17 protein-coding genes and 1 tRNA gene are annotated in these 18,684 nt (G+C 62.7%); 13 read left to right on the top strand and 5 right to left on the bottom strand.

Going from position 1 to position 18,684, the window contains the following annotated elements:
* The first annotated feature begins 117 nt into the window (after positions 1-117).
* Positions 118-1,470 (top strand): phosphoglucosamine mutase, encoded by a 1,353-nt coding sequence (glmM, locus tag F3H95_RS06570; RefSeq protein ID WP_149745332.1) that lies wholly within the window; start codon positions 118-120, stop codon positions 1,468-1,470.
* A 233-nt stretch (positions 1,471-1,703) separates the two neighbouring features.
* On the top strand, positions 1,704-2,558 hold the full coding sequence (locus F3H95_RS06575) for an outer membrane protein (RefSeq protein ID WP_143126820.1): 855 nt from the start codon (positions 1,704-1,706) through the stop codon (positions 2,556-2,558).
* An 81-nt stretch (positions 2,559-2,639) separates the two neighbouring features.
* On the opposite strand, the gene F3H95_RS06580 is transcribed toward F3H95_RS06575, so the two are convergent.
* Positions 2,640-3,230: a DoxX family protein gene (locus tag F3H95_RS06580; protein ID WP_149745333.1), complete on the bottom strand. Its 591-nt coding sequence runs from the start codon at positions 3,228-3,230 to the stop codon at positions 2,640-2,642.
* A gap of 304 nt (positions 3,231-3,534) precedes the next feature.
* Between F3H95_RS06580 and F3H95_RS06585 the strand changes: the two genes are divergently transcribed.
* From F3H95_RS06585 to F3H95_RS06600, 4 genes are all read left to right on the top strand, one after another.
* A complete protein-coding gene (locus F3H95_RS06585; protein WP_149745334.1) occupies positions 3,535-4,713 on the top strand; it encodes a phosphoserine transaminase in 1,179 nt (392 codons plus the stop codon).
* A gap of 96 nt (positions 4,714-4,809) precedes the next feature.
* Complete coding sequence (serA, locus tag F3H95_RS06590; RefSeq protein WP_149745335.1) at positions 4,810-6,405, top strand: phosphoglycerate dehydrogenase; 1,596 nt, start codon at positions 4,810-4,812, stop codon at positions 6,403-6,405.
* A gap of 200 nt (positions 6,406-6,605) precedes the next feature.
* A complete protein-coding gene (locus F3H95_RS06595) occupies positions 6,606-7,622 on the top strand; it encodes a Tim44 domain-containing protein (protein WP_143126824.1) in 1,017 nt (338 codons plus the stop codon).
* 313 nt (positions 7,623-7,935) lie between these two features.
* The gene (locus F3H95_RS06600) at positions 7,936-8,163 is read left to right on the top strand and encodes a hypothetical protein (protein WP_143126825.1); all 228 of its coding nucleotides are present in this window, start codon (positions 7,936-7,938) and stop codon (positions 8,161-8,163) included.
* Between the two features lie 21 nt (positions 8,164-8,184).
* Here the strand turns inward: F3H95_RS06600 and F3H95_RS06605 are convergent, their stop codons facing one another.
* Complete coding sequence (locus tag F3H95_RS06605; protein WP_143126826.1) at positions 8,185-8,607, bottom strand: DUF1810 domain-containing protein; 423 nt, start codon at positions 8,605-8,607, stop codon at positions 8,185-8,187.
* Between the two features lie 181 nt (positions 8,608-8,788).
* Here F3H95_RS06605 and F3H95_RS06610 point away from each other — a divergent pair, with 181 nt between their 5' ends.
* The 3 genes from F3H95_RS06610 (at position 8,789) to F3H95_RS06620 (ending at position 11,433) form a co-directional block, all read left to right on the top strand.
* A complete protein-coding gene (locus F3H95_RS06610; protein ID WP_244617904.1) occupies positions 8,789-9,850 on the top strand; it encodes a mechanosensitive ion channel domain-containing protein in 1,062 nt (353 codons plus the stop codon).
* A gap of 153 nt (positions 9,851-10,003) precedes the next feature.
* On the top strand, positions 10,004-11,200 hold the full coding sequence (mnmA, locus tag F3H95_RS06615; RefSeq protein ID WP_143126828.1) for a tRNA 2-thiouridine(34) synthase MnmA: 1,197 nt from the start codon (positions 10,004-10,006) through the stop codon (positions 11,198-11,200).
* Between the two features lie 156 nt (positions 11,201-11,356).
* Positions 11,357-11,433 (top strand) — tRNA-Met (locus tag F3H95_RS06620).
* A 107-nt stretch (positions 11,434-11,540) separates the two neighbouring features.
* On the opposite strand, the gene F3H95_RS06625 is transcribed toward F3H95_RS06620, so the two are convergent.
* The gene (locus F3H95_RS06625) at positions 11,541-11,762 is read right to left on the bottom strand and encodes a helix-turn-helix domain-containing protein (RefSeq protein WP_244617905.1); all 222 of its coding nucleotides are present in this window, start codon (positions 11,760-11,762) and stop codon (positions 11,541-11,543) included.
* Between the two features lie 443 nt (positions 11,763-12,205).
* On the opposite strand from F3H95_RS06625, the gene F3H95_RS06630 reads away from it, so the two are divergent.
* On the top strand, positions 12,206-13,216 hold the full coding sequence (locus F3H95_RS06630; RefSeq protein WP_244617906.1) for a 1-phosphofructokinase family hexose kinase: 1,011 nt from the start codon (positions 12,206-12,208) through the stop codon (positions 13,214-13,216).
* Between the two features lie 118 nt (positions 13,217-13,334).
* The gene (locus F3H95_RS06635; protein WP_149745337.1) at positions 13,335-14,165 is read left to right on the top strand and encodes a universal stress protein; all 831 of its coding nucleotides are present in this window, start codon (positions 13,335-13,337) and stop codon (positions 14,163-14,165) included.
* 94 nt (positions 14,166-14,259) lie between these two features.
* Here F3H95_RS06635 and F3H95_RS27625 read toward each other — a convergent pair whose 3' ends face one another.
* On the bottom strand, positions 14,260-16,065 hold the full coding sequence (locus F3H95_RS27625; protein ID WP_188134307.1) for a methyl-accepting chemotaxis protein: 1,806 nt from the start codon (positions 16,063-16,065) through the stop codon (positions 14,260-14,262).
* 320 nt (positions 16,066-16,385) lie between these two features.
* Between F3H95_RS27625 and F3H95_RS06645 the strand changes: the two genes are divergently transcribed.
* Positions 16,386-16,739, top strand: a complete 354-nt coding sequence (locus F3H95_RS06645) for a DMT family protein (RefSeq protein WP_143127309.1) — start codon at positions 16,386-16,388, stop codon at positions 16,737-16,739.
* Here the strand turns inward: F3H95_RS06645 and F3H95_RS06650 are convergent.
* A complete protein-coding gene (locus F3H95_RS06650; RefSeq protein ID WP_149745615.1) occupies positions 16,723-17,586 on the bottom strand; it encodes a glycerophosphodiester phosphodiesterase family protein in 864 nt (287 codons plus the stop codon). The two genes, F3H95_RS06645 and F3H95_RS06650, sit on opposite strands and share 17 nt — an antisense overlap.
* 268 nt (positions 17,587-17,854) lie before the next feature.
* Here F3H95_RS06650 and F3H95_RS06655 point away from each other — a divergent pair, with 268 nt between their 5' ends.
* Complete coding sequence (locus tag F3H95_RS06655; protein WP_149745616.1) at positions 17,855-18,667, top strand: SDR family oxidoreductase; 813 nt, start codon at positions 17,855-17,857, stop codon at positions 18,665-18,667.
* Positions 18,668-18,684 lie beyond the last annotated feature (17 nt).

The following is an 18,684-nucleotide window of genomic DNA, read 5'->3' on the forward strand; positions in this document are numbered from 1 at the left end:
GCCCACAAGCGCAAACTATGGCATGAGCGAGCATGCCAGTCCCGCGCGGCCGCGATCCGCCGGCTGCTGCTCGGGACAGAAGACGCGCAACGAGCGCGCGAGCACCAAGGAGCATTCATGACACGCCGCTATTTTGGCACAGACGGCATTCGTGGACAGTCGAACGTTTTTCCGATGACGCCAGACCTCGCGATGCGTGTCGGCATCGCCGTCGGCACGATCTTCCGGCGCGGCAATCATCGCCACCGGGTGGTGATCGGCAAGGATACGCGTCTCTCCGGCTACATGCTGGAAAATGCGCTGGTGGCAGGCTTTACCGCAGCCGGCCTCGACGTCTACCTGCTCGGCCCCATTCCGACACCGGCCGTCGCCATGCTGACCCGTTCGCTGCGGGCCGATATCGGCGTGATGATTTCCGCCTCGCACAACCCCTTCGCAGACAATGGCATCAAGCTCTTCGGCCCGGATGGCTACAAGCTGTCCGACGAACTGGAGCAGGAGATTGAGGCGCTTCTCGACAAGGATCTCTATTCGCAGCTGGCAAAACCTGCCGAGATTGGTCGCGCCAAGCGCGTCGATGGCGATATCTATCGCTATATCGAATTCGTCAAGCGCACCCTGCCGAAGGATGTGACGCTGCACGGCCTTCGCATTGCCATCGATTGCGCCAATGGCGCCGCCTACAAGGTGGCCCCGGCGGCCCTCTGGGAGCTCGGGGCTGACGTGGTGACCATCGGCAACACGCCGAACGGCACCAACATCAACCTCGATTGCGGCTCGACCAGTCCGGACGCGCTGAAGCGCAAGGTGCATGAGGTGCGCGCTGACATCGGCATCGCCCTCGACGGCGACGCCGACCGCGTGATCATCGTCGATGAGCGCGGCGAGATCATCGACGGCGACCAGCTGATGGCCGTCATCGCCGAGAGCTGGGCCGAGGACGAGAAGCTGCGCGGCGGCGGCATTGTCGCCACCGTCATGTCCAATCTCGGCCTCGAGCGTTTCCTGGGCGACAAGGGCCTGACGCTTGCGCGCACCAAGGTGGGGGACCGCTATGTGGTGGAGCATATGCGCCATCACGATTTCAACGTGGGCGGCGAACAATCCGGTCACATCGTGCTGTCGGATTTCGGCACCACCGGCGACGGCCTGGTGGCCGGCCTGCAGATCCTTGCGGCCGTGAAGCGCACCGGCAAGACCGTCAGCGAGGTCTGCCGTCGCTTCGAGCCCGTTCCACAGCTCTTGCGCAATGTCCGTTTCAGCGGCGGCAAGCCGCTGGAGGACATCATCGTGCGTCAGGCGATCGAAAGTGCTGAGGCCGAGCTGGGCGGCAGGGGCCGACTGGTGATTCGCCCCTCCGGCACGGAACCGCTGATTCGCGTGATGGCCGAGGGCGATGACCGCACCCAGGTGGAGCGCATCGTCAACGATCTCATCAATGTGATCGGCAACGTCCGCACCGCTGCCTGATCGCGCTCCTCTTGCTTGCAGCTTCAAGGCCCGCCGGCGTCGCCGGCGGGCCTTTTTGCATGACGGGCCGGCGCGGAACGTTAGCATCCGGTTAACTCGAGCGGAGAAGAAACCTCTGATTTCACCGTATGTTAGGGTTAATCGCTCCTTTACCTTTCTGATCGATGATCGGGGCAAACCGGAATGATTCACGGCGCTCCCCGCGTCGACATGAGAGACCTGGAGTAAATCCCATGAGGAATACCCTGATCGGCGCGCTGGCCGTGCTGCTGGCTGCGGGCGCCGCCCATGCGGCTGACCTTGGCCGGCAACCCGCCATCGATCCGATGCTGCTGAACGCACCGGAGGTGACGGTGCAGGAGGCCGCGAGCGGCTGGTACCTGCGCGGCGATGCCGGCTATGCCTTCCAGGATATGAAGGGCGCTGATTTCTTCCAGGGCGGTTCCTCCGCGGGCAAGGCCGATTTCACCCGTGCCGAACTGAAGGACAATTTTCTGTTGGGTGCCGGCGTCGGCTATCAGGTCAACAACTTCCTGCGCACCGATCTCACCTTCGACTACACGTTCCGCAGCCGCTTCGATGGCTCGACCAGCGGCGGCGGCGCGGCCTCCGGCGCCTGCGTGACCAATTGTACGTCGCAGGATATCGCCCACATGAAGGCCTACAGCCTTCTCGCCAATGCCTATGTCGACCTCGGCACCTATGGTTCCATCACGCCTTACGTCGGGGGCGGCATCGGCGGCACCTATGTGAACTGGAGCAAGCTCAGCAACACCTCCTGCGAGACCGGCAATCCCTCCAATTGCGATGCGACGGTGGAGCATGGTGGCAAGGGAAGCTGGCGCTTCACCTATGCCCTGATGGCCGGCGCGACGGTGGACGTGACCTGCAACCTCAAGGCCGATATCGGCTATCGCTACCGCCATGTGCAGGGCGGCGACATGTTCGGCTATGCCTCGAATGGCGGGCCGGGCTATGACAAGGGCTTCGACGTGCATGAGGCCCGCATCGGCGCCCGCTATCTGTTCGGCGGCTGCCCTCAGCCGTCCGTTGCGGAGGACGAACCCGCACCGCTGGTCTACAAGTAAGGGATATCTTCTGGACGACCAAAACCCGCCCGGTTCGCGCCGGGCGGGTTTTGGTCGTTGTGCGTCTGGTTCGGGGGAGGATCAGAATTCGCGCTTCAGGAACAGCTTGTCTGCCGACCAGTAGCCGCCGCCGAAGGCTGCGAAGAAGAAGGCACCACCGGTCCAGAACAGCGAGGCAAGCTCGGCCTTGGTCTGCACCTGTTCGAGGAATTTCGCGCCGCCATCCATCAGGCGGACAGCTGCGTTCGGCGTGAACAGGTCGCTACCGGCTTTCAGCGCGGCAATGCCGCCATCCGTCAGCAGCGCGTGGCCGTAAGGGTGGGCGAAGTGGAACCACAGGGTGATGGCCAGCATCACGGCATTGGCAAGCGCGACCGGGCGGGTGAAGAGCCCGAGCGCAATCATCAGGCCGCCGAAGAACTGCATGGCGGCGAGCGTCGGCGACCAGATCCAACCCGGATGAAAGCCGAGATTCTCGACAAATCCCACCTGCGCCATCGGCGCTATGATCTTCGGATAGCCCTCGATCATCAGCATGCCGCCGATCGCCACGCGAAATGCCGTCCAGGCAAAGGGCTGGGCGAAGTGTTCGTAGAAGCCGGCGAGGAACGGCAGATAGAAATGGCTCTTTTCCTGCTGCTGCACAGGCGTATAGATGCTTTGCATGGCCATGGTATAGGTCCTTGTTCTCAAACATGAATTGGTCATCGGACCGAAAAAGCGGCTCACCGGTCCAGCGGATGGAACGCACAGGCGCGGCAATCATTGGCACCGCATTCACAACCGATGGCTGATCATAATTCGCCACGAATAATTCATGTTGATCCAGGTCAAGTTTTGGGGCGCGTGCCGGGGTCACGCAAAAAAGACAGAGATCGTTTGATTTGCGACTTGACCGAAAGCCGGGCATCCCATAACACCAGCGGCGGGACACCTCTCCCCAACGAGAGGCTTTCTATCTGGAAGGATAGCCACAATGGCGGATCTCGCAAAGCCGGACGTACGTCCGAACAATACCCATTTTTCTTCTGGCCCCTGCTCGAAGCGCCCCGGTTGGTCGATTGATGCGCTCGCTGATGCCCCGCTCGGTCGTTCGCACCGCGCCAAGGTGGGCAAGGCCAAGCTGAAGCAGGCCATTGATCTTACCCGCGAAATTCTTCAGGTGCCGGCCAATTATCGCATTGGCATCGTTCCGGCTTCCGATACCGGCGCCGTCGAAATGGCCATGTGGTCGCTGCTTGGCGAACGTGGCGTGGACATGCTCTCCTGGGAAAGCTTCGGCGCCGGCTGGGTGACCGATGTGGTCAAGCAGCTGAAGCTGGCCGATGTCCGCAAGTTCAATGCCGATTACGGCCTGCTGCCCGATCTGACGCAGGTCGATTTCGACCGTGATGTCGTCTTCACCTGGAACGGCACCACCTCAGGCGTGCGCGTGCCGAATGCCGATTTCATCCCGGCCGACCGCAAGGGCCTGACGATCTGCGACGCCACCTCGGCGGCCTTCGCGCAGCGTCTCGACTTTGCCAAGCTCGATGTCGTGACCTTCTCCTGGCAGAAGGTGCTGGGCGGCGAGGGCGGTCACGGCGTGATCATCTTGTCCCCGCGTGCCGTCGAACGCCTCACCACCTATGTTCCGGCCTGGCCGCTGCCGAAAATCTTCCGCATGACCTCGGGCGGCAAGCTGATCGAAGGCATTTTTGTCGGCGAAACGATCAACACGCCCTCCATGCTCTGCGTCGAAGATTACATCGACGCGCTCAACTGGGCAAAATCGATCGGTGGTCTGGAGGCGCTGATCGCGCGTGCCGACGCCAATGCCAAGGTCATCTTCGATTTCGTCGAGGCCAATGACTGGATCGCCAACCTCGCGGTTGATCCGGCGACCCGCTCCAACACCTCGGTCTGCCTGAAGATCGTTGACACGGACGTGGCCGCGCTCGATGCCGACCAGCAGGCTGCCTTCGCCAAGGGCGTCGTCGCTCTCCTCGAAAAGGAAAACGTTGCGCTTGATATCGGCGCCTATCGCGATGCCCCGTCCGGCCTTCGCATCTGGGCCGGCGCGACCATCGAGACCGCCGACATGCAGGCCGTCATGCCGTGGCTCGCCTGGGCTTATCAGACCCAGAAGGCCGCGCTGACCAAGGCTGCCGCCTGAAGCATTGCGTGCGTTCGGCTTCGCCGTGTGAGGCGAAGCCGCTTTCCCAGACAAGACTGAACCTTTTTGCTTGAACTCTTCTGAAGGAGGCCTCTCGTGGCACCTCGCGTTCTCGTGTCCGACGAATTGTCGGAAACCGCCGTCCAGATCTTCCGCGATCGCGGCGTCGAAGTCGATTTCCAGCCGCAGCTCGGCAAGGACAAGGACAAGCTTGCCGAAATCATCGGCAACTACGATGGTCTGGCGATCCGCTCGGCCACCAAGGTGACTGAAAAGCTGATCGCTGCCGCCACCAATCTGAAGGTTGTCGGTCGCGCCGGGATCGGCGTCGACAATGTCGACATCCCCGCTGCCTCCAAGCGCGGTATCATCGTGATGAACACGCCCTTCGGCAATTCCATCACGACCGCAGAACATGCCATTGCGCTGATGTTCGCCGTCGCCCGCCAGCTTCCGGCTGCCGACGTTTCCACGCAGGCCGGCAAGTGGGAAAAGTCGAAGTTCATGGGTGTCGAGATCACCGGCAAGACGCTTGGCGTCATCGGTGCCGGCAATATCGGCTCCATCGTCTGCTCGCGTGCCATCGGCCTCAAGATGCACGTGCTCGCCTATGACCCCTTCCTGTCGGCCGAGCGCGCGCAGGAAATGGGTGTGACCAAGGTTGAGCTGGACGAGCTGCTCGCGAAGGCCGACTTCATCACCCTGCACGTGCCGATGACCGACAAGACGCGGGGCATCCTGTCCAAGGAAGCGCTGGCCAAGACGAAGCCCGGCGTGCGCATCATCAACTGCGCCCGCGGCGGTCTGGTGGATGAGGCAGCTCTTGCCGAAGCCATCAAGTCCGGCCATGTCGCCGGTGCCGGCTTCGACGTGTTCGAAGTGGAGCCCGCCAAGGAAAGCCCGCTGTTCGGCCTGCCGAACGTGGTCTGCACGCCGCATCTCGGCGCCTCCACCACGGAAGCCCAGGAAAACGTGGCGCTGCAGGTGGCCGAGCAGATGGCGGATTACCTCGTCAAGGGTGCCGTCTCCAATGCCATCAACATGCCGTCGATCACTGCGGAAGAAGCGCCGATCCTGAAGCCCTTCATCCGTCTGGCCGATGTTCTGGGCTCGTTTGCCGGTCAGGTGACGGAAAACCCGATCAAGGCAATCGAGATCCTTTATGATGGCGTCACCGCCACCATGAACACCAAGGCGCTCACCTCGGCGCTGCTCGCCGGTCTGATCCGCAATCAGGTGGCGGATGTGAACATGGTTTCGGCGCCGATCATGATCAAGGAAAAGGGCATCGTGCTCTCCGAGGTCAAGCGTGACAAGACCGGCGTCTATGACGGCTATATCAAGCTGACGGTGACGACCGACAAGCAGACCCGCTCGGTGGCCGGTACCGTCTTCTCTGATGGCAAGCCGCGCTTCATCCAGATCAAGGGCATCAACATGGATGCGGATGTCGGTCAGAACATGATCTACATCTCCAACACCGACGTGCCCGGCATGATCGGCTTCATGGGCTCCACGCTCGGCAATGCCGGCGTCAACATTGCCAACTTCCAGCTGGGCCGCGAGAAGGAAGGTGGCGATGCCATCGCGCTTCTCTATGTCGATGGTGCCGTGGACAAGGCCGTCCTCGACCAGCTGACCGCCAATGCAGCGATCAAGCAGGCAAAGCCGCTCACCTTCAACGTCGACTGATCGGCGTCTCCCAGGACAGATGAGCCCGGTGCGTGAAAACGCGCCGGGCTTTTTCGTGTCCGGTCAGCGCGATATCGACGCGATGCCGGTCAAATTTCTTCACAAATCCGAAAAATCGGATCGGACCTCTAAAACCGTCAACCGTTGATGGCTATATGGGTGGCATAACCCGCCAAAAGCGGTTCTGTGAGGAGAGAGAGATGTTATCCAGGCTTCGGCGCTTCAAGCACGTTCTGTCGGTGATGGTCATCGGCATGGCCGTGTCTCTTGCTGCGGTCGATTTCGCCGAGGCGCGCCGCGCCGGTTCGAGCGGTTTTGGCAGTCGTGGCACGCGCACCTATTCGGCTCCGCCGACCACTCGCACGGCGCCGGATACGGCTGCCCCGATCCAGCGGTCGATGACGCCGAACACCCAGACCAATGCCGCAAATCCCGGCATGGCAGCCGGTCAGCAGGCTGCGGGCCAGCAAGCCCGCCGTGGTCTTTTTGGCGGCTTCGGCGGCGGCATTCTCGGCGGCCTGTTCCTCGGCGGCCTGTTCGGCATGATGATGGGGCATGGCTTCGGTGGCCTGGCCGGCATGTTCGGCATGCTGTTCCAGATGCTTCTGATCGGCGGCCTGATCTTCCTGCTGATGCGCATGTTCGCCCGCCGCACCCAGCCGGCAACGGGCAGCGCCAGCCGTTACTCTTATGATGCGCCGCCCGCGCAGGGGGCGGGCTTCAGGATCCCGCAGATGGGGTCTGCAGGCGCCGCTGCCGCAGGTGCCGCCGCGGCGACCCGCCCGCGCGTGGCTTCCAAGGCGACCGACGAGATTGGCATCACCAATGGCGATCTCGACGCGTTCGAGCGTCTGCTGACCGACGTCCAGAGCGCCTATGGCGCCGAGGACTATGCACGCCTGCGCGTCCTCGCAACGCCGGAAGCCATGTCCTATCTGGCCGAAGAACTGGGCGAGAACGCAACGCAGGGTGTGCGCAACGAGGTGACGGATGTTCGTCTTCTGCAGGGCGATCTCGCCGAATCCTGGCGCGAGAATGGTCTGGACTATGCGACGGTTGCCATGCGCTATCAGAGCATCGACGTGATGCGCAATCGCAAGACCGGCGCCGTGACCCAGGGCGATCCTGCCACCCCGACGCAAACCACCGAGGTGTGGACCTTCGTGCGCAAGCCGGGCGAAGACTGGAAGCTCTCTGCCATCCAGGGCACTGACTGACACAGGCCGCGCTGCGGACGACATGTCGGCGCATCAGCGTGGAATGACATCGAGAAGGCTCGCCGACCGGCGGGCCTTTTGCTTGTCCAAAACTCTGTCTTCGGCCTGAAGGGTCATCCGGATTTGTTTGACGGCTCCGGGTTTTGTTTTCGATACATTGATGTGCGCAAGATGAACTTGCCTCTTTTGCTGCATGTCTGCATGATGACGGGCAGAAGAGCGCGAGTGTTTACGATGAGACTGTTGAACAGGATGCAAAAGGCTGGTCGTTCGCATGCGGCTGGATGAGGGAGCCGGGGAGGGACTGCCGTCGATGCCGTGGGATGAACAGGAGCCTGCGGAGGGGGAGAGGCCGCTGGTCCGGACGATCCTCTGGGCAGTCGTGGTTCTTGTGGTGGCCGGTTCCGTTGCCTTCTGGAACCGCTACGACATGAAGGTTGTCGCAGCCGGCGACCAGCCGCATGCCTACGTCCTTGACCGCTGGACGGGCACGATGACCTATTACCACCAGGCATCCTCGGTCAGTGTGGACAGGCAGTAGGCCTGCGTTCTGACGCCGAGGTCACAGACGCGCCAGCGTCGCCGCGTCCGGCTCTCCCGCGCAGAACTGCTGCAGGGCCCGAGCGAAGGGCGAGCCGCTCTCGCTGACGGCGGCAAACAGTGTCATGCTGGAGCAGAACTTGAGATCATCCGGTGTGCCGAGGATCGCATGCGCCGATCGGTGCCGATGCGCCAGCATGGCGGCGGTACAGGCGGCAAGCCGTTCGCCGAGAAGGGGATGGGCGAGATAGGCCATCGCCTCTGCCCGGCCGCTGATCGCATAGCGCCTGGCCATTTCGGAATGGCCAAGTCCCGCCATCTGCGGAAAGATGAACCACATCCAGTGCGAGCGTTTGGCACCGGCCTCCAGTTCCGCCAGCGCGGTTTCGTAAACCGGTTCCTGCGCCATCACGAAGCGGGCGAGATGAAAGGGATCGTCGGGCATAGGGGCCTCCTGATGGCTGAAACGCGGCTCACTGGTCCTGATGGGACAGGCGAACTCACCATTTTGTCAACGCCGCTCTCTTTTCCTTGTTGCAGCGCACCCTAACTGCCGGACCATGGAACAGCGTCTCGAACTCTACCTTTTAACGGCCATTCGGTTTCTGCCAGACTGGCTGCTCAGCATGATCATCCTTTGTCTGGCGGTTATCGTCGGCTGGCTTGTGCACCGTTTCGTCTTTCGCCTGCTGACCCGGATTGTCGCCAATCGTGATCTCTTCTGGCGCTCGCTGGTGTCGCGCACGGAACAGCCGCTGCGGCTTGCCATCGTCACCTGGGTGCTGGCGCCGGCTGTCGGCATCGCGCCGCTGAGCGACCAGGAAACAGGCATTCTACGGCATATCCTGCTGCTCTGCTTCATCGTGCTGATCGGCTGGATGGCGCGCACCACGCTGCATATCTGGACCACGGTCTATCTCCGCCGCTTCAAGCTCGATGCGGAAGACAATCTGCTCGCCCGCAAGCATGTCACGCAATCGCGCATCATGGAGCGGGTTGCTGCCACGCTGATCATTGCGCTGACGCTTTCGGCCGCGCTGATGACCTTTCCGGCCGTGCGGCAATACGGTGTTTCGCTGATGGCCTCTGCGGGCGTGGCCGGCATCGTGCTCGGTCTGGCCCTGCAGCCGGTTCTGAAGAACCTGTTTGCCGGCATCCAGCTGGCGATCACCCAGCCGATCCGCATCGATGATGCGCTGATCGTCGAGGGCGAGTGGGGCAAGGTGGAGGAAATTACCTCCACCTACGTGGTCGTCAAGCTGTGGGACTGGCGTCGCCTGATCCTGCCCCTCGGCTATTTCATCGAGAAGCCCTTCCAGAACTGGACGCGCGAGGGCGCGGCCCTGATCGGCACGGTGATGATCTATCTCGATTATACTATTCCCGTTGCCGAGATCCGCCGCAAGGTCGAGGAGATCGCCCGCAACTCGCCGCTGTGGGACGGGCAGGTGGTCAATGTCGCCGTCACAGATTTTCGCGAGAGCGTCATGGAGATCCGCATTCTCGTCTCCGCCGCCGATGGTGGCCGGACCTTCGACCTGCGCTGCGAGGTGCGCGAGAAGCTGATGGCCTTCATCCAGCGCGAGTATCCGGGAGCCCTGCCAAAGGTGCGCGCCGAGGCATTTTCTGGCGTCGGTCCCAACTCTTCCGTAGTCCATGACGAGGCCGGGCAAAGGATGTCTTCATAAGCTGCAACCCTGCCATTGCGCCGAAAACCTTGCGTTTTGGCCGCGTCCTTTCTATATCCGCCAGAAGTACTGGGGACGGCCGAACCCGTCCGATGAAGAGATGCTTGGGCCGGCGGAACAGATCGCTGGGCATGTTCGAGCGAGAGAGTTCCTGTGAATACGCTGGATTTTGACAAGAAGCCGGAAGATACGCGCGTTGTCGTCGCCATGTCGGGCGGCGTGGATTCCTCTGTCGTTGCCGGACTTCTGAAACGTCAGGGCTATGACGTGCTCGGCATCACGTTGCAGCTCTACGATCATGGAGCGGCCGTCCACCGGGCCGGCTCCTGTTGCGCGGGGCAGGATATCGAGGATGCGCGTCGCGTCTCCGAGACGCTCGGCATTCCCCATTACGTGCTCGATTACGAAAAACGGTTCCGCGAAACGGTGATCAACCCGTTTGCCGAAGCCTATGCCATGGGCGAGACGCCGGTGCCCTGCGTTGCCTGCAACCAGACGGTCAAGTTCGCCGATCTGCTGGCGACCGCCCGCGAACTGGGAGCCGATGCGCTGGCAACAGGCCACTATATCCGCTCGCGCCCGAACCCGGGCGCCGACAATCCGAACCGCCGCGCGCTCTATCGCCCGATCGATGCCGACCGCGACCAGAGCTGGTTCCTGTTTGCCACCACGCAGGAGCAGATCGATTATCTGCGCTTTCCGCTCGGCGGCATGTCGAAGGCGCAGGTCAGGGCGCTTGCCGAGGAGATGGGCCTCGTCGTTGCCAAGAAGGCCGACAGCCAGGACATCTGTTTCGTGCCGCAGGGCAGATATTCCGACATCATCAGCAAGGTGAAGCCGAATGCGGCCCTTGCCGGCGATATCGTGCATCTCGATGGCCGCGTGCTCGGTCGCCACGAAGGCATCGTGCATTACACCATCGGTCAGCGGAAGGGGCTTGGGGTGGCGACCGGCGAGCCGCTCTATGTCGTCTATCTCGATGCCCGCTCGCGCCGCGTCATCGTCGGGCCGAAGGAGGCGCTGGATACCCACCGTGTCTATCTGCGCGACATGAACTGGATCGGCGACCGTGCACTGGATCTCGATGCCGGCGAGGGCTTTGCCTGCTTTGCCAAGGTGCGCTCCACGCGCCCGCCGACGCCGGCCACGCTGTTTGCCAATGAAAAAGGCATCTATGTCGATCTCGCCGTCGGTGAGGCCGGCGTCGCTCCCGGCCAGGCCTGCGTGCTCTATTCGGCCGAAGGGGCGGATGCGCGCGTCTGGGGCGGCGGTTTCATCGAGCGTTCGGAACGTGCGGCCGATGCGGAAGCCTCGCTGAAGACGCTTCTCTCCACCCCTGTTGCGGCCTGACCACCGGTCCGGAGCGGCGCTTTGGCGCGCCGTTCCACGGGCTTTGGAAAAGCTCGGCTTTTTGAGCGGGGCGTGCTTGACTTTGGTTGGAGCATCCCATTATAAGCCCCCCATCGCGCCGGACGGTTCATGGAACTGACATCACGGCAGCGGTCTGGCGGGGTAGCTCAGTTGGTGAGAGCGCAGGATTCATAACCCTGAGGTCGGCGGTTCAATTCCGCCCCCCGCTACCAAAAAATCCGAAAAGCTTGAAAGTCGAATAGGTTTCGCAGCGCATGAACCGCCTGCGTGTGTGAAAGCCTGATGTGAGCGGGCCCGCCACCCGCTCCCCATCAAGGCATCACACCGTCAGCGACGGAATTTTCAACGCCGCAGCGACGCGACGAAGATGATTGGCATCGGTATCCTTGCCAGCCTCGATGGCCTGAAGTTCAAGCACCGTCAGCCCGCAGGTGACAGCGAGGTCTTCCAGGCTGTAGCCAGAGGCGCGCCGGCTTTCGCCGATGACCTGGGCCGTCGAAACCGGTTTGCTTTCTGCAAAGTTTGTCTGTGACAATGTCATGGGTACTCCTTTGGTAGTGCCGACCAGGGTCGGAAAAATTTGGGCATCAGCTCAAAGGACGCTGCTGCGATACGAAATCTATTTGCTGCAGCGCAACATAGATAGGGCTTTCGCAGCGAGAGTCCAACCCTTTGCGCACGGTGTGCCGGCCGATCACGCAGATTTTCCCGCTTCTGCGCATGAAAGGTTGTCCTGCGGTCTGTCTTAGCAGGTTCCGGTTAGCATGAGGCTACGCCAGTATATTCAATTGTTCTTATATGGCTTTCCGCCTGCGAAACCCGAAGCCCCTACCGGAACCGTGAGAATTTGTGCGCTTGCGATGCGCTGGATCAAACCATTCGCGTGCCTGCGTGTTAGCCATGGGATGCCCGGGCCGATGGCGGCCCCGATGTCCTTCGCGGGCGGAATGGACCGCCCGCGCCGTCACGACCAGGAAGGCGCGCATGTCCCCGATCACCCTGTCCCCCATCACGAGGGCTGAGACCAGCATGTCCCGGATCATCTGCATCACGCTCAATCCCACGCTCGATCTCTCCAATGATGCCACGAAGGTGGTGCCCACTCATAAGGTGCGGGTGCGCAACCAGCGACAGGAGGTCGGTGGCGGTGGCATCAACGTGGCCCGCGTGATCGCCGAGCTTGGCGGCGATCCGGAGGTCGCCGTCCTCTCCGGCGGCCCGAGCGGCGTGATCATGGAGGCGATGTTGGCAGATCTGTCGCTCGACCTCCACATCTTTCCAATGGCTGGCGCGGTGCGCATTGCCTTCATGGTCTACGAGGAAGAGACTCATCTCGAATATCGCTTCGTGCCCGAGGGACCGCTCGTGTCGGAGGCGGAAATCGTCCCGATCTGCAATCTGATCCAGACAGAGCGGGCCGGTTATGTGGTCGCGAGCGGCAGTCTGCCGCGCGGTGCGCCTGTCGATACCTATGCCCGCATGGCGCAGCTGACGGCTGCCTCCGGGGGGCGCTTCGTGCTGGATGCCTCGGGCGAGCCGCTGGCGGCTGCCATCGCCGGAGGCGGCATCTTCCTGTTCAAGCCAAGCCTCAGCGAGCTGGAAAAGCTGGCTGGCCACAGCCTTGACCTGCCTGCCGCCACGGCCTTTGCCGGTGATCTGGTGCGCCGCGGCGTCGTCCACCATGTCGCTCTCACGCTCGGGGCGGAGGGGGCGCTGCTGGTCGGGCCGGACGAAACCTTCCGCATGCCGGCGATCGAGGTTCCGGTCCGCTCGGCCGTCGGCGCCGGTGACAGTTTCGTCGGGGCCATGGTCTGGGCGCTCTCGAAGGGGGAGAGCATGCACGAGGCCTTCCGCTTCGGTGTGGCCGCCGGTGCTGCCGCTGTCATGAGCCCGGGAACGGAACTGTGCCGTCGTGCCGATATCCTGCGCCTGTACGGCGAAACCTGCGCCGCAACCCATGAGGCGCCGGCCGCCGTCTTGCTCGCCCGCGCCTGACGGCGCGCGAAACCGACAGGTCTTTGAGAAAGATCAAGGGCAGGGGGCAAGGACGGGCCTAGCCTCACTGCATGCCTCGCGGTTTTTCCGCCGCCGGGGAAGACAAGGGAGCACCATCATGCTGTTCAAGACCATTCTTGCCGTCGTCGGTTGCCGCGACGAGGCCGCCGAACTCAACCGCGCCATCGAGCTTGCCACACAGCTTGGCGCGCATCTTTCCGTGCTGGTGGTCGAGCTTTCGGTGCCGCCAACGGTGAGCGACTATCCGGTCGGCACCATCTGGCTTGACGCGCGGGTGGATGACATGAAACAGGTGCAGGCCGCCGCCGATCGGGCGATCCATGCCTGCGAGACCGCCGGTATCCCCTTCGATGTCGACCGCTACTATACCGAACGCGCCTTCCTGCCTGGCATCGTCTTCCAGCGCGCTCTTTATGCCGATCTGGTGGTGGTAGGCGAAAAGTTGCGGGCGGCTTCGCCGCTGCTGGCGTCCGTTGTGGATGGCGCGGTGTTCGATGCGCAGCGTCCGCTGCTGCTGTTGCCGGCGGGCGATGCGGCGACCAGCCGGGTGAAGACCGTCCTTCTTGCCTGGAACTCGCGCGCCGAGGCCGGTCGCGCGGCGCGCGAAGCGATCGATTTCCTTGCCAATGCCGACAGCGTTCACGTCACCCTGGTGGACCCGGATGCGGCCTATCATGAAAATGGCGGCGAGCCCGGCGGCGATGTTGCGGCCTTCCTGACGCGTCACGGTGTCAACGTGATCGTCGACCAGTTGCCGAGCGGCGGCCGCTCCGTCGAGGATGTGCTGAAGACGCATGCGCGCGAAATCGGCGCCGATCTGATCGTCATGGGCGCCTATGGCCATTCGCGCCTGCGAGAGAGGGTGTTCGGCGGCGTGACGCAGAGCATGCTGGAATCGGCGCCGGTGCCGGTGCTGATCGCCCGCTGAACCGTCCGGCATTTGACGTCGTCCCAACGAGAAAGGCCCCGGATGTGGCGACATCCGGGGCCTTTCTTTTCTCGACGGTTTGCGACGTCGCCGGTCAGGCGGCGCGATTCATCCGAACATTGCCGGAGGCTTCCGCCAGGCGGAACTGGGCGAGAAGGCGGGTGAGCGCCTCCGCCTCGGTCGACAGATGATGGGCTGTCGCGGTTGCCTCTTCCACCATGGCGGCATTCTGCTGCGTGCCCTGGTCCATGGTGTTGACCGCCGTATTGATCTCCTGCAGCCCGAGAGCCTGCTCGCGATAGGCATCGGCGATGGCCTGCACATGCGCCGTGATCTGCTGGACCTGCGTCACGATGCCTTCCAGCGCCTTGCCGGTATTGCCGACCAGTGTCACGCCATTGGCGACCTGTTCGCTCGAGGTATTGATCAGCCCCTTGATTTCCTTGGCGGCCTGGGCGGAGCGCTGGGCAAGCTCTCGGACTTCCTGGGCAACGACGGCAAAACCCTTGCCGGCTTCGCCTGCGCGGGCTGCCTCAACGCCGGCGTTCAATGCCAGAAGGTTGGTCTGGAAGGCGATCTCGTCGATCACGCCAATGATGTTGGAGATCTCGCCGGACGACTTTTCGATCGCATGCATGGCATCGACGGCCGAGCGCACCACGCCGCCGGAATTGCGGGCGTCTTCACCGGTTGCGACCACCAGACGGCGGGTTTCCTCGGCGCGCTTGGCGCCGTCACGCACCGTGGTTGTGATCTCTTCCAGGGCGGCAGCCGTTTCCTCGACGGAGGCGGCCTGCTGCTCGGTGCGGCGCGACAGATCATCGCTCGACGAGCGGATCTCGTTTGCGCCGGCCTGAATGGCCTCGGCATTGGTACCGACGAGGCGCATGGCCTGGCCAAGCTTCTCCAGGGAGTGGTTGAAGTCGGTGCGCAGCTGGTCGAGCTTATCGGTGAAAGGCCGCGTGATGCGGTGCGACAGGTCGCCATCGGCGAGGGCTCTGAGGCCGGAGGCCAGTGCCTGCACCACATCGGCCAACGCGCCGGCTTCTTCCGAGCGGATGGCCTCGTGCTGGGCGCGCTCTGCCTCGGTCTTCTGCCGTTCGGCTTCGTTGGAGCGAGCCAGGCGGGCACGTTCCAGCGCATTGTTGCGGAACACTTCCACGGTCTTGGCCATGGCGCCGATCTCGTCCTTGCGGTCGGTGCCGTCGATGGCGGCGTCCGTTTCGCCGGCGGCGAGCGAGACCATGCGGGCACGCAGCCTCTCCATCGGTGCCGTGATGCCGGCGCGCGCGACGTAGAAGGCAGCGACGATGGTGGCGAGGATGCCGATCACCAGGGCAATGATGCTGTTGGTGATGACGCTGCTGGTTTCGGCGGAAATCGTCTTGCCGCCATTGGCCACCAGTTCGCTCAGGACCTGGTTGTTGGCGCCGGAGCGATTGGAGAAATTGGTCGAGAGCGTGTCGAGCGAGCGCACGAGCGCCAGTGCATCCTCCGTGCGGCCGGCTTCCTTGGCGGCGACGACCTTGTCAAAGACGCCCTTGAACTGTTCGGAGATGGCCAGCAGTTCGTCTGCCGCTGCCTTGGTTTGCGGCACCTTCTGCGAAATGTCGATCAGCTTGGTCCTGGCGCCATCCAGATTGCGCAGGAATGCGGCCTTGCCTTCGTCATAGGCGGGCGTGCCAACCTCGTTCAGTGCCACGCGCGAAATGGCATTTACGGCCGTCCACATGCCGGCGGAGGAACGGGCACCCAGCACCGCCGCGGTGGATTCATTGGCAATGAAGGCAGCGTAACGGTCATTCACCGTGTCGAAACGCAGGCTGAGATAAAAGATGCCGGCGAGAGAGAACAGACCAAGAAAAATGATGACGGACAGAATTTTCGTCCGAATCGACATGTGTCGTAACATCGTCAAACCATTGAATGGCGGGATGCTGAAGCGAGGTGACCTCCTGTCTCCTCCTGCAGGGGCGGGTGGCAGAGAATTGCTTTTCGCAAAGATCAATTTTTATCATTCTGCCAAATCGGACACTCTCTCAAATTGGTTAAGTGTCTGTGTAGAATCCACTGAACTAATTTAGGATTTCGGGCGTGTCCGGGGCCTCCGCCAGCTCCGGGAACGGCGCCGGTGCGCATCTTTCACGCGCAATTTCCGTGCTTGAGCAATCGCTGACGTTCCGGCATTGTCGCCGCTCCCTTTGATGATGAGCCCCGCCCATGCCTTTTTCCTTTTCCCCCGCCGCGATTTATCCGATCCTGATGCTGCTGGCGTCCAACGTGTTCATGACCTTTGCCTGGTATGGACACCTCAAGCACAAGAGCACTGCCATCTGGATTGCCATTATCACCAGCTGGGGCATCGCCTTCTTCGAATACTGTCTGGCGGTGCCTGCCAACCGCCTCGGCTCGGAGGTCTATTCGACCGCGCAGCTGAAAACGATCCAGGAAGTCATCACGCTTCTGGTGTTCTCCGGCTTCTCGGTGTTCTGGCTGGGAGAAAACCTCACCTGGAACCATGCGATCGGCTTTGCGCTGATCGCGGTCGGCGCCTCGTTCATCTTCCGGGGGTGATACGCGCCCGCCAGGCCCGTTCGGTGGCCGGTGCCTCGTCGGTGGTGATCTGATCCGGCTTCAGCGCCATCAGGGCCGAAAACCGCGCCCATTCGGTGTCGCTGAAACCGGCATCAGGGTCGGCGAGGTTGAAGGTCCAGGCATCCACCTTGCAGCCATGGCGGTGGCAGATCGCGATCAGATCGAGCCCGGCCTGTGCCGCCCTGAGAACGAGTGGCCAGGACAGATAGACGGTGTCCGGCTCGGTCGGGCCGGCAAGATTGGCCTCCAGTGCGGATTCCACTGCCGCCGGCCCTTCGGCGGCGAGGAGCGCGACGAGCGTGTCCGTCGGATCGATGCCGCGGGCAATGCGAGGCAGCCGCGTCTTCAAGGCAGCAATGAGATCGAGATCGCCGCCGCTGATGATGATCGCGCCGGCTGCATCGGCAAACAGCGCTTGCAGATGCGCAAGTCCCGCCTCGCCGATCGTTGCGAGATCGTCCTTCATGTCGAATTGCAGCAGTGCGTCCGGATGCGCCGTCGTCAGCAGGCGTGCCAGATCCTCGCTGAGAATGGGCGGCGTGCCGCCTGCCTTCATGACAAGGCCGCGCAGAGTCTCCGGAGCGGTCTCCCGCACACGGCCGTGGCCGTCGGTTTCGCCGTCCAGCGTCTTGTCATGCAGCACCACGAAGCCGCCATCGGCCCGTACCCTGAGGTCCAGCTCCATCGAGGCACCCACGGCAAAGCCCTTCGCCATCGTCTCGGCGGAAAACAGCGGCGCCGAGAGCGACAGGCGAAGACGGTGCCATTTGAGGCGGGTGCGGTGCCCGTCGTGATAGAGGTCGAGGCCGGGCGTCGTATCCATCATGGCATTCCGTTCGGTGAGGAAAAGGTCGATTCGCGTGCAGTTCATCCTAGGAACCGTGTCGTCCCTATCATAGCCCGATGACAAATTGTTCGCGCGCACCTGCCGTCCTGTCGGCGGGCCCCGGCTGCCGTATGGCATGGGCGCAAAGGCTTTGCCGGGAACAACAGCGGAGGGCGGCAGTTCCGCAAAGGTGTTTTCCCAGACAGAAAGGCATCGCACCATGTCTCAGCAGTATCCGACGCCGCCCTTCCCGCAGGACAAGATTCCGATGCCCGGCCGCACCGGCCAGATGAATCCGGCTCCCGATCACGGCGAGCAGAGTTATCGCGGCTCCGGCCGTCTTTCGGGCAAGAGGGCGGTGATTACCGGCGGCGACAGCGGCATCGGCCGCGCGGTCGCCATCGCCTTTGCCCGCGAAGGGGCGGATGTTCTGATTTCCTATCTCGACGAACATGAGGATGCCGAGGACACCAGACACCTGGTGGAAGAAGCCGGCCGCAAGGCGGTGCTCGTTTCCGGCGACCTGCAATCGGCCGAGCATTGCCGCGAGGTGATCGACACCGCCGTGCGCGACCTCGGCGGCATCGACATTCTCGTCAACAATGCCGCCCATCAGGCAACCTTCTCCTCCATCGAGGACATTCCGGACGAGGAATGGGAGCTGACCTTCAAGGTCAATATCCACGCCATGTTCTATCTCACCAAGGCGGCCGTGGCGCACATGAAGCCGGGGAGTGCGATCATCAACACCGCCTCGATCAATTCGGACAATCCGAACCCCTCGCTGCTTGCCTATGCCACCACCAAGGGCGCGATCCAGAACTTTACCGCAGGCCTTGCCCAGTTGCTGGCGGAGAAGGGGATCCGCGCCAATACGGTCGCTCCGGGGCCGATCTGGACGCCACTGATCCCCTCGACGCTGCCGAAGGAATCCGTCCAGAATTTCGGCCAGCAGGTGCCGATGAAGCGCCCGGGCCAGCCGGCGGAGCTGGCCACCGCCTATGTGATGCTCGCCGATCCGCTGTCGAGCTATGTCTCGGGCGCCACCATCGCGGTCACCGGCGGCAAGCCGATCCTCTGATCAAGACGGGTCATGTG

Source organism: Rhizobium sp. RU35A (assembly GCF_900156005.1).
Classification (GTDB): Bacteria; Pseudomonadota; Alphaproteobacteria; order Rhizobiales; family Rhizobiaceae; genus Neorhizobium; species Neorhizobium straminoryzae.

Bases quoted from the DNA above. Each gene is read 5' to 3' on its own strand.
- F3H95_RS06610 (WP_244617904.1), top strand. From the start codon at position 8,789: ATGATCATCCTTTGTCTGGCGGTTATCGTCGGCTGGCTTGTGCACCGT.
- F3H95_RS06605 (WP_143126826.1), bottom strand. From the start codon at position 8,607: ATGCCCGACGATCCCTTTCATCTCGCCCGCTTCGTGATGGCGCAGGAA.
- F3H95_RS06580 (WP_149745333.1), bottom strand. From the start codon at position 3,230: ATGGCCATGCAAAGCATCTATACGCCTGTGCAGCAGCAGGAAAAGAGC.
- F3H95_RS06655 (WP_149745616.1), top strand. From the start codon at position 17,855: ATGCCCGGCCGCACCGGCCAGATGAATCCGGCTCCCGATCACGGCGAG.
- F3H95_RS06625 (WP_244617905.1), bottom strand. From the start codon at position 11,762: ATGACATTGTCACAGACAAACTTTGCAGAAAGCAAACCGGTTTCGACG.
- glmM (WP_149745332.1), top strand. From the start codon at position 118: ATGACACGCCGCTATTTTGGCACAGACGGCATTCGTGGACAGTCGAAC.
- F3H95_RS06650 (WP_149745615.1), bottom strand. From the start codon at position 17,586: ATGATGGATACGACGCCCGGCCTCGACCTCTATCACGACGGGCACCGC.
- F3H95_RS06595 (WP_143126824.1), top strand. From the start codon at position 6,606: ATGTTATCCAGGCTTCGGCGCTTCAAGCACGTTCTGTCGGTGATGGTC.
- F3H95_RS06635 (WP_149745337.1), top strand. From the start codon at position 13,335: ATGCTGTTCAAGACCATTCTTGCCGTCGTCGGTTGCCGCGACGAGGCC.
- F3H95_RS06585 (WP_149745334.1), top strand. From the start codon at position 3,535: ATGGCGGATCTCGCAAAGCCGGACGTACGTCCGAACAATACCCATTTT.
- F3H95_RS06645 (WP_143127309.1), top strand. From the start codon at position 16,386: ATGCCTTTTTCCTTTTCCCCCGCCGCGATTTATCCGATCCTGATGCTG.
- F3H95_RS06630 (WP_244617906.1), top strand. From the start codon at position 12,206: ATGTCCCCGATCACCCTGTCCCCCATCACGAGGGCTGAGACCAGCATG.
- F3H95_RS06575 (WP_143126820.1), top strand. From the start codon at position 1,704: ATGAGGAATACCCTGATCGGCGCGCTGGCCGTGCTGCTGGCTGCGGGC.
- F3H95_RS27625 (WP_188134307.1), bottom strand. From the start codon at position 16,065: ATGTCGATTCGGACGAAAATTCTGTCCGTCATCATTTTTCTTGGTCTG.
- F3H95_RS06600 (WP_143126825.1), top strand. From the start codon at position 7,936: ATGCCGTGGGATGAACAGGAGCCTGCGGAGGGGGAGAGGCCGCTGGTC.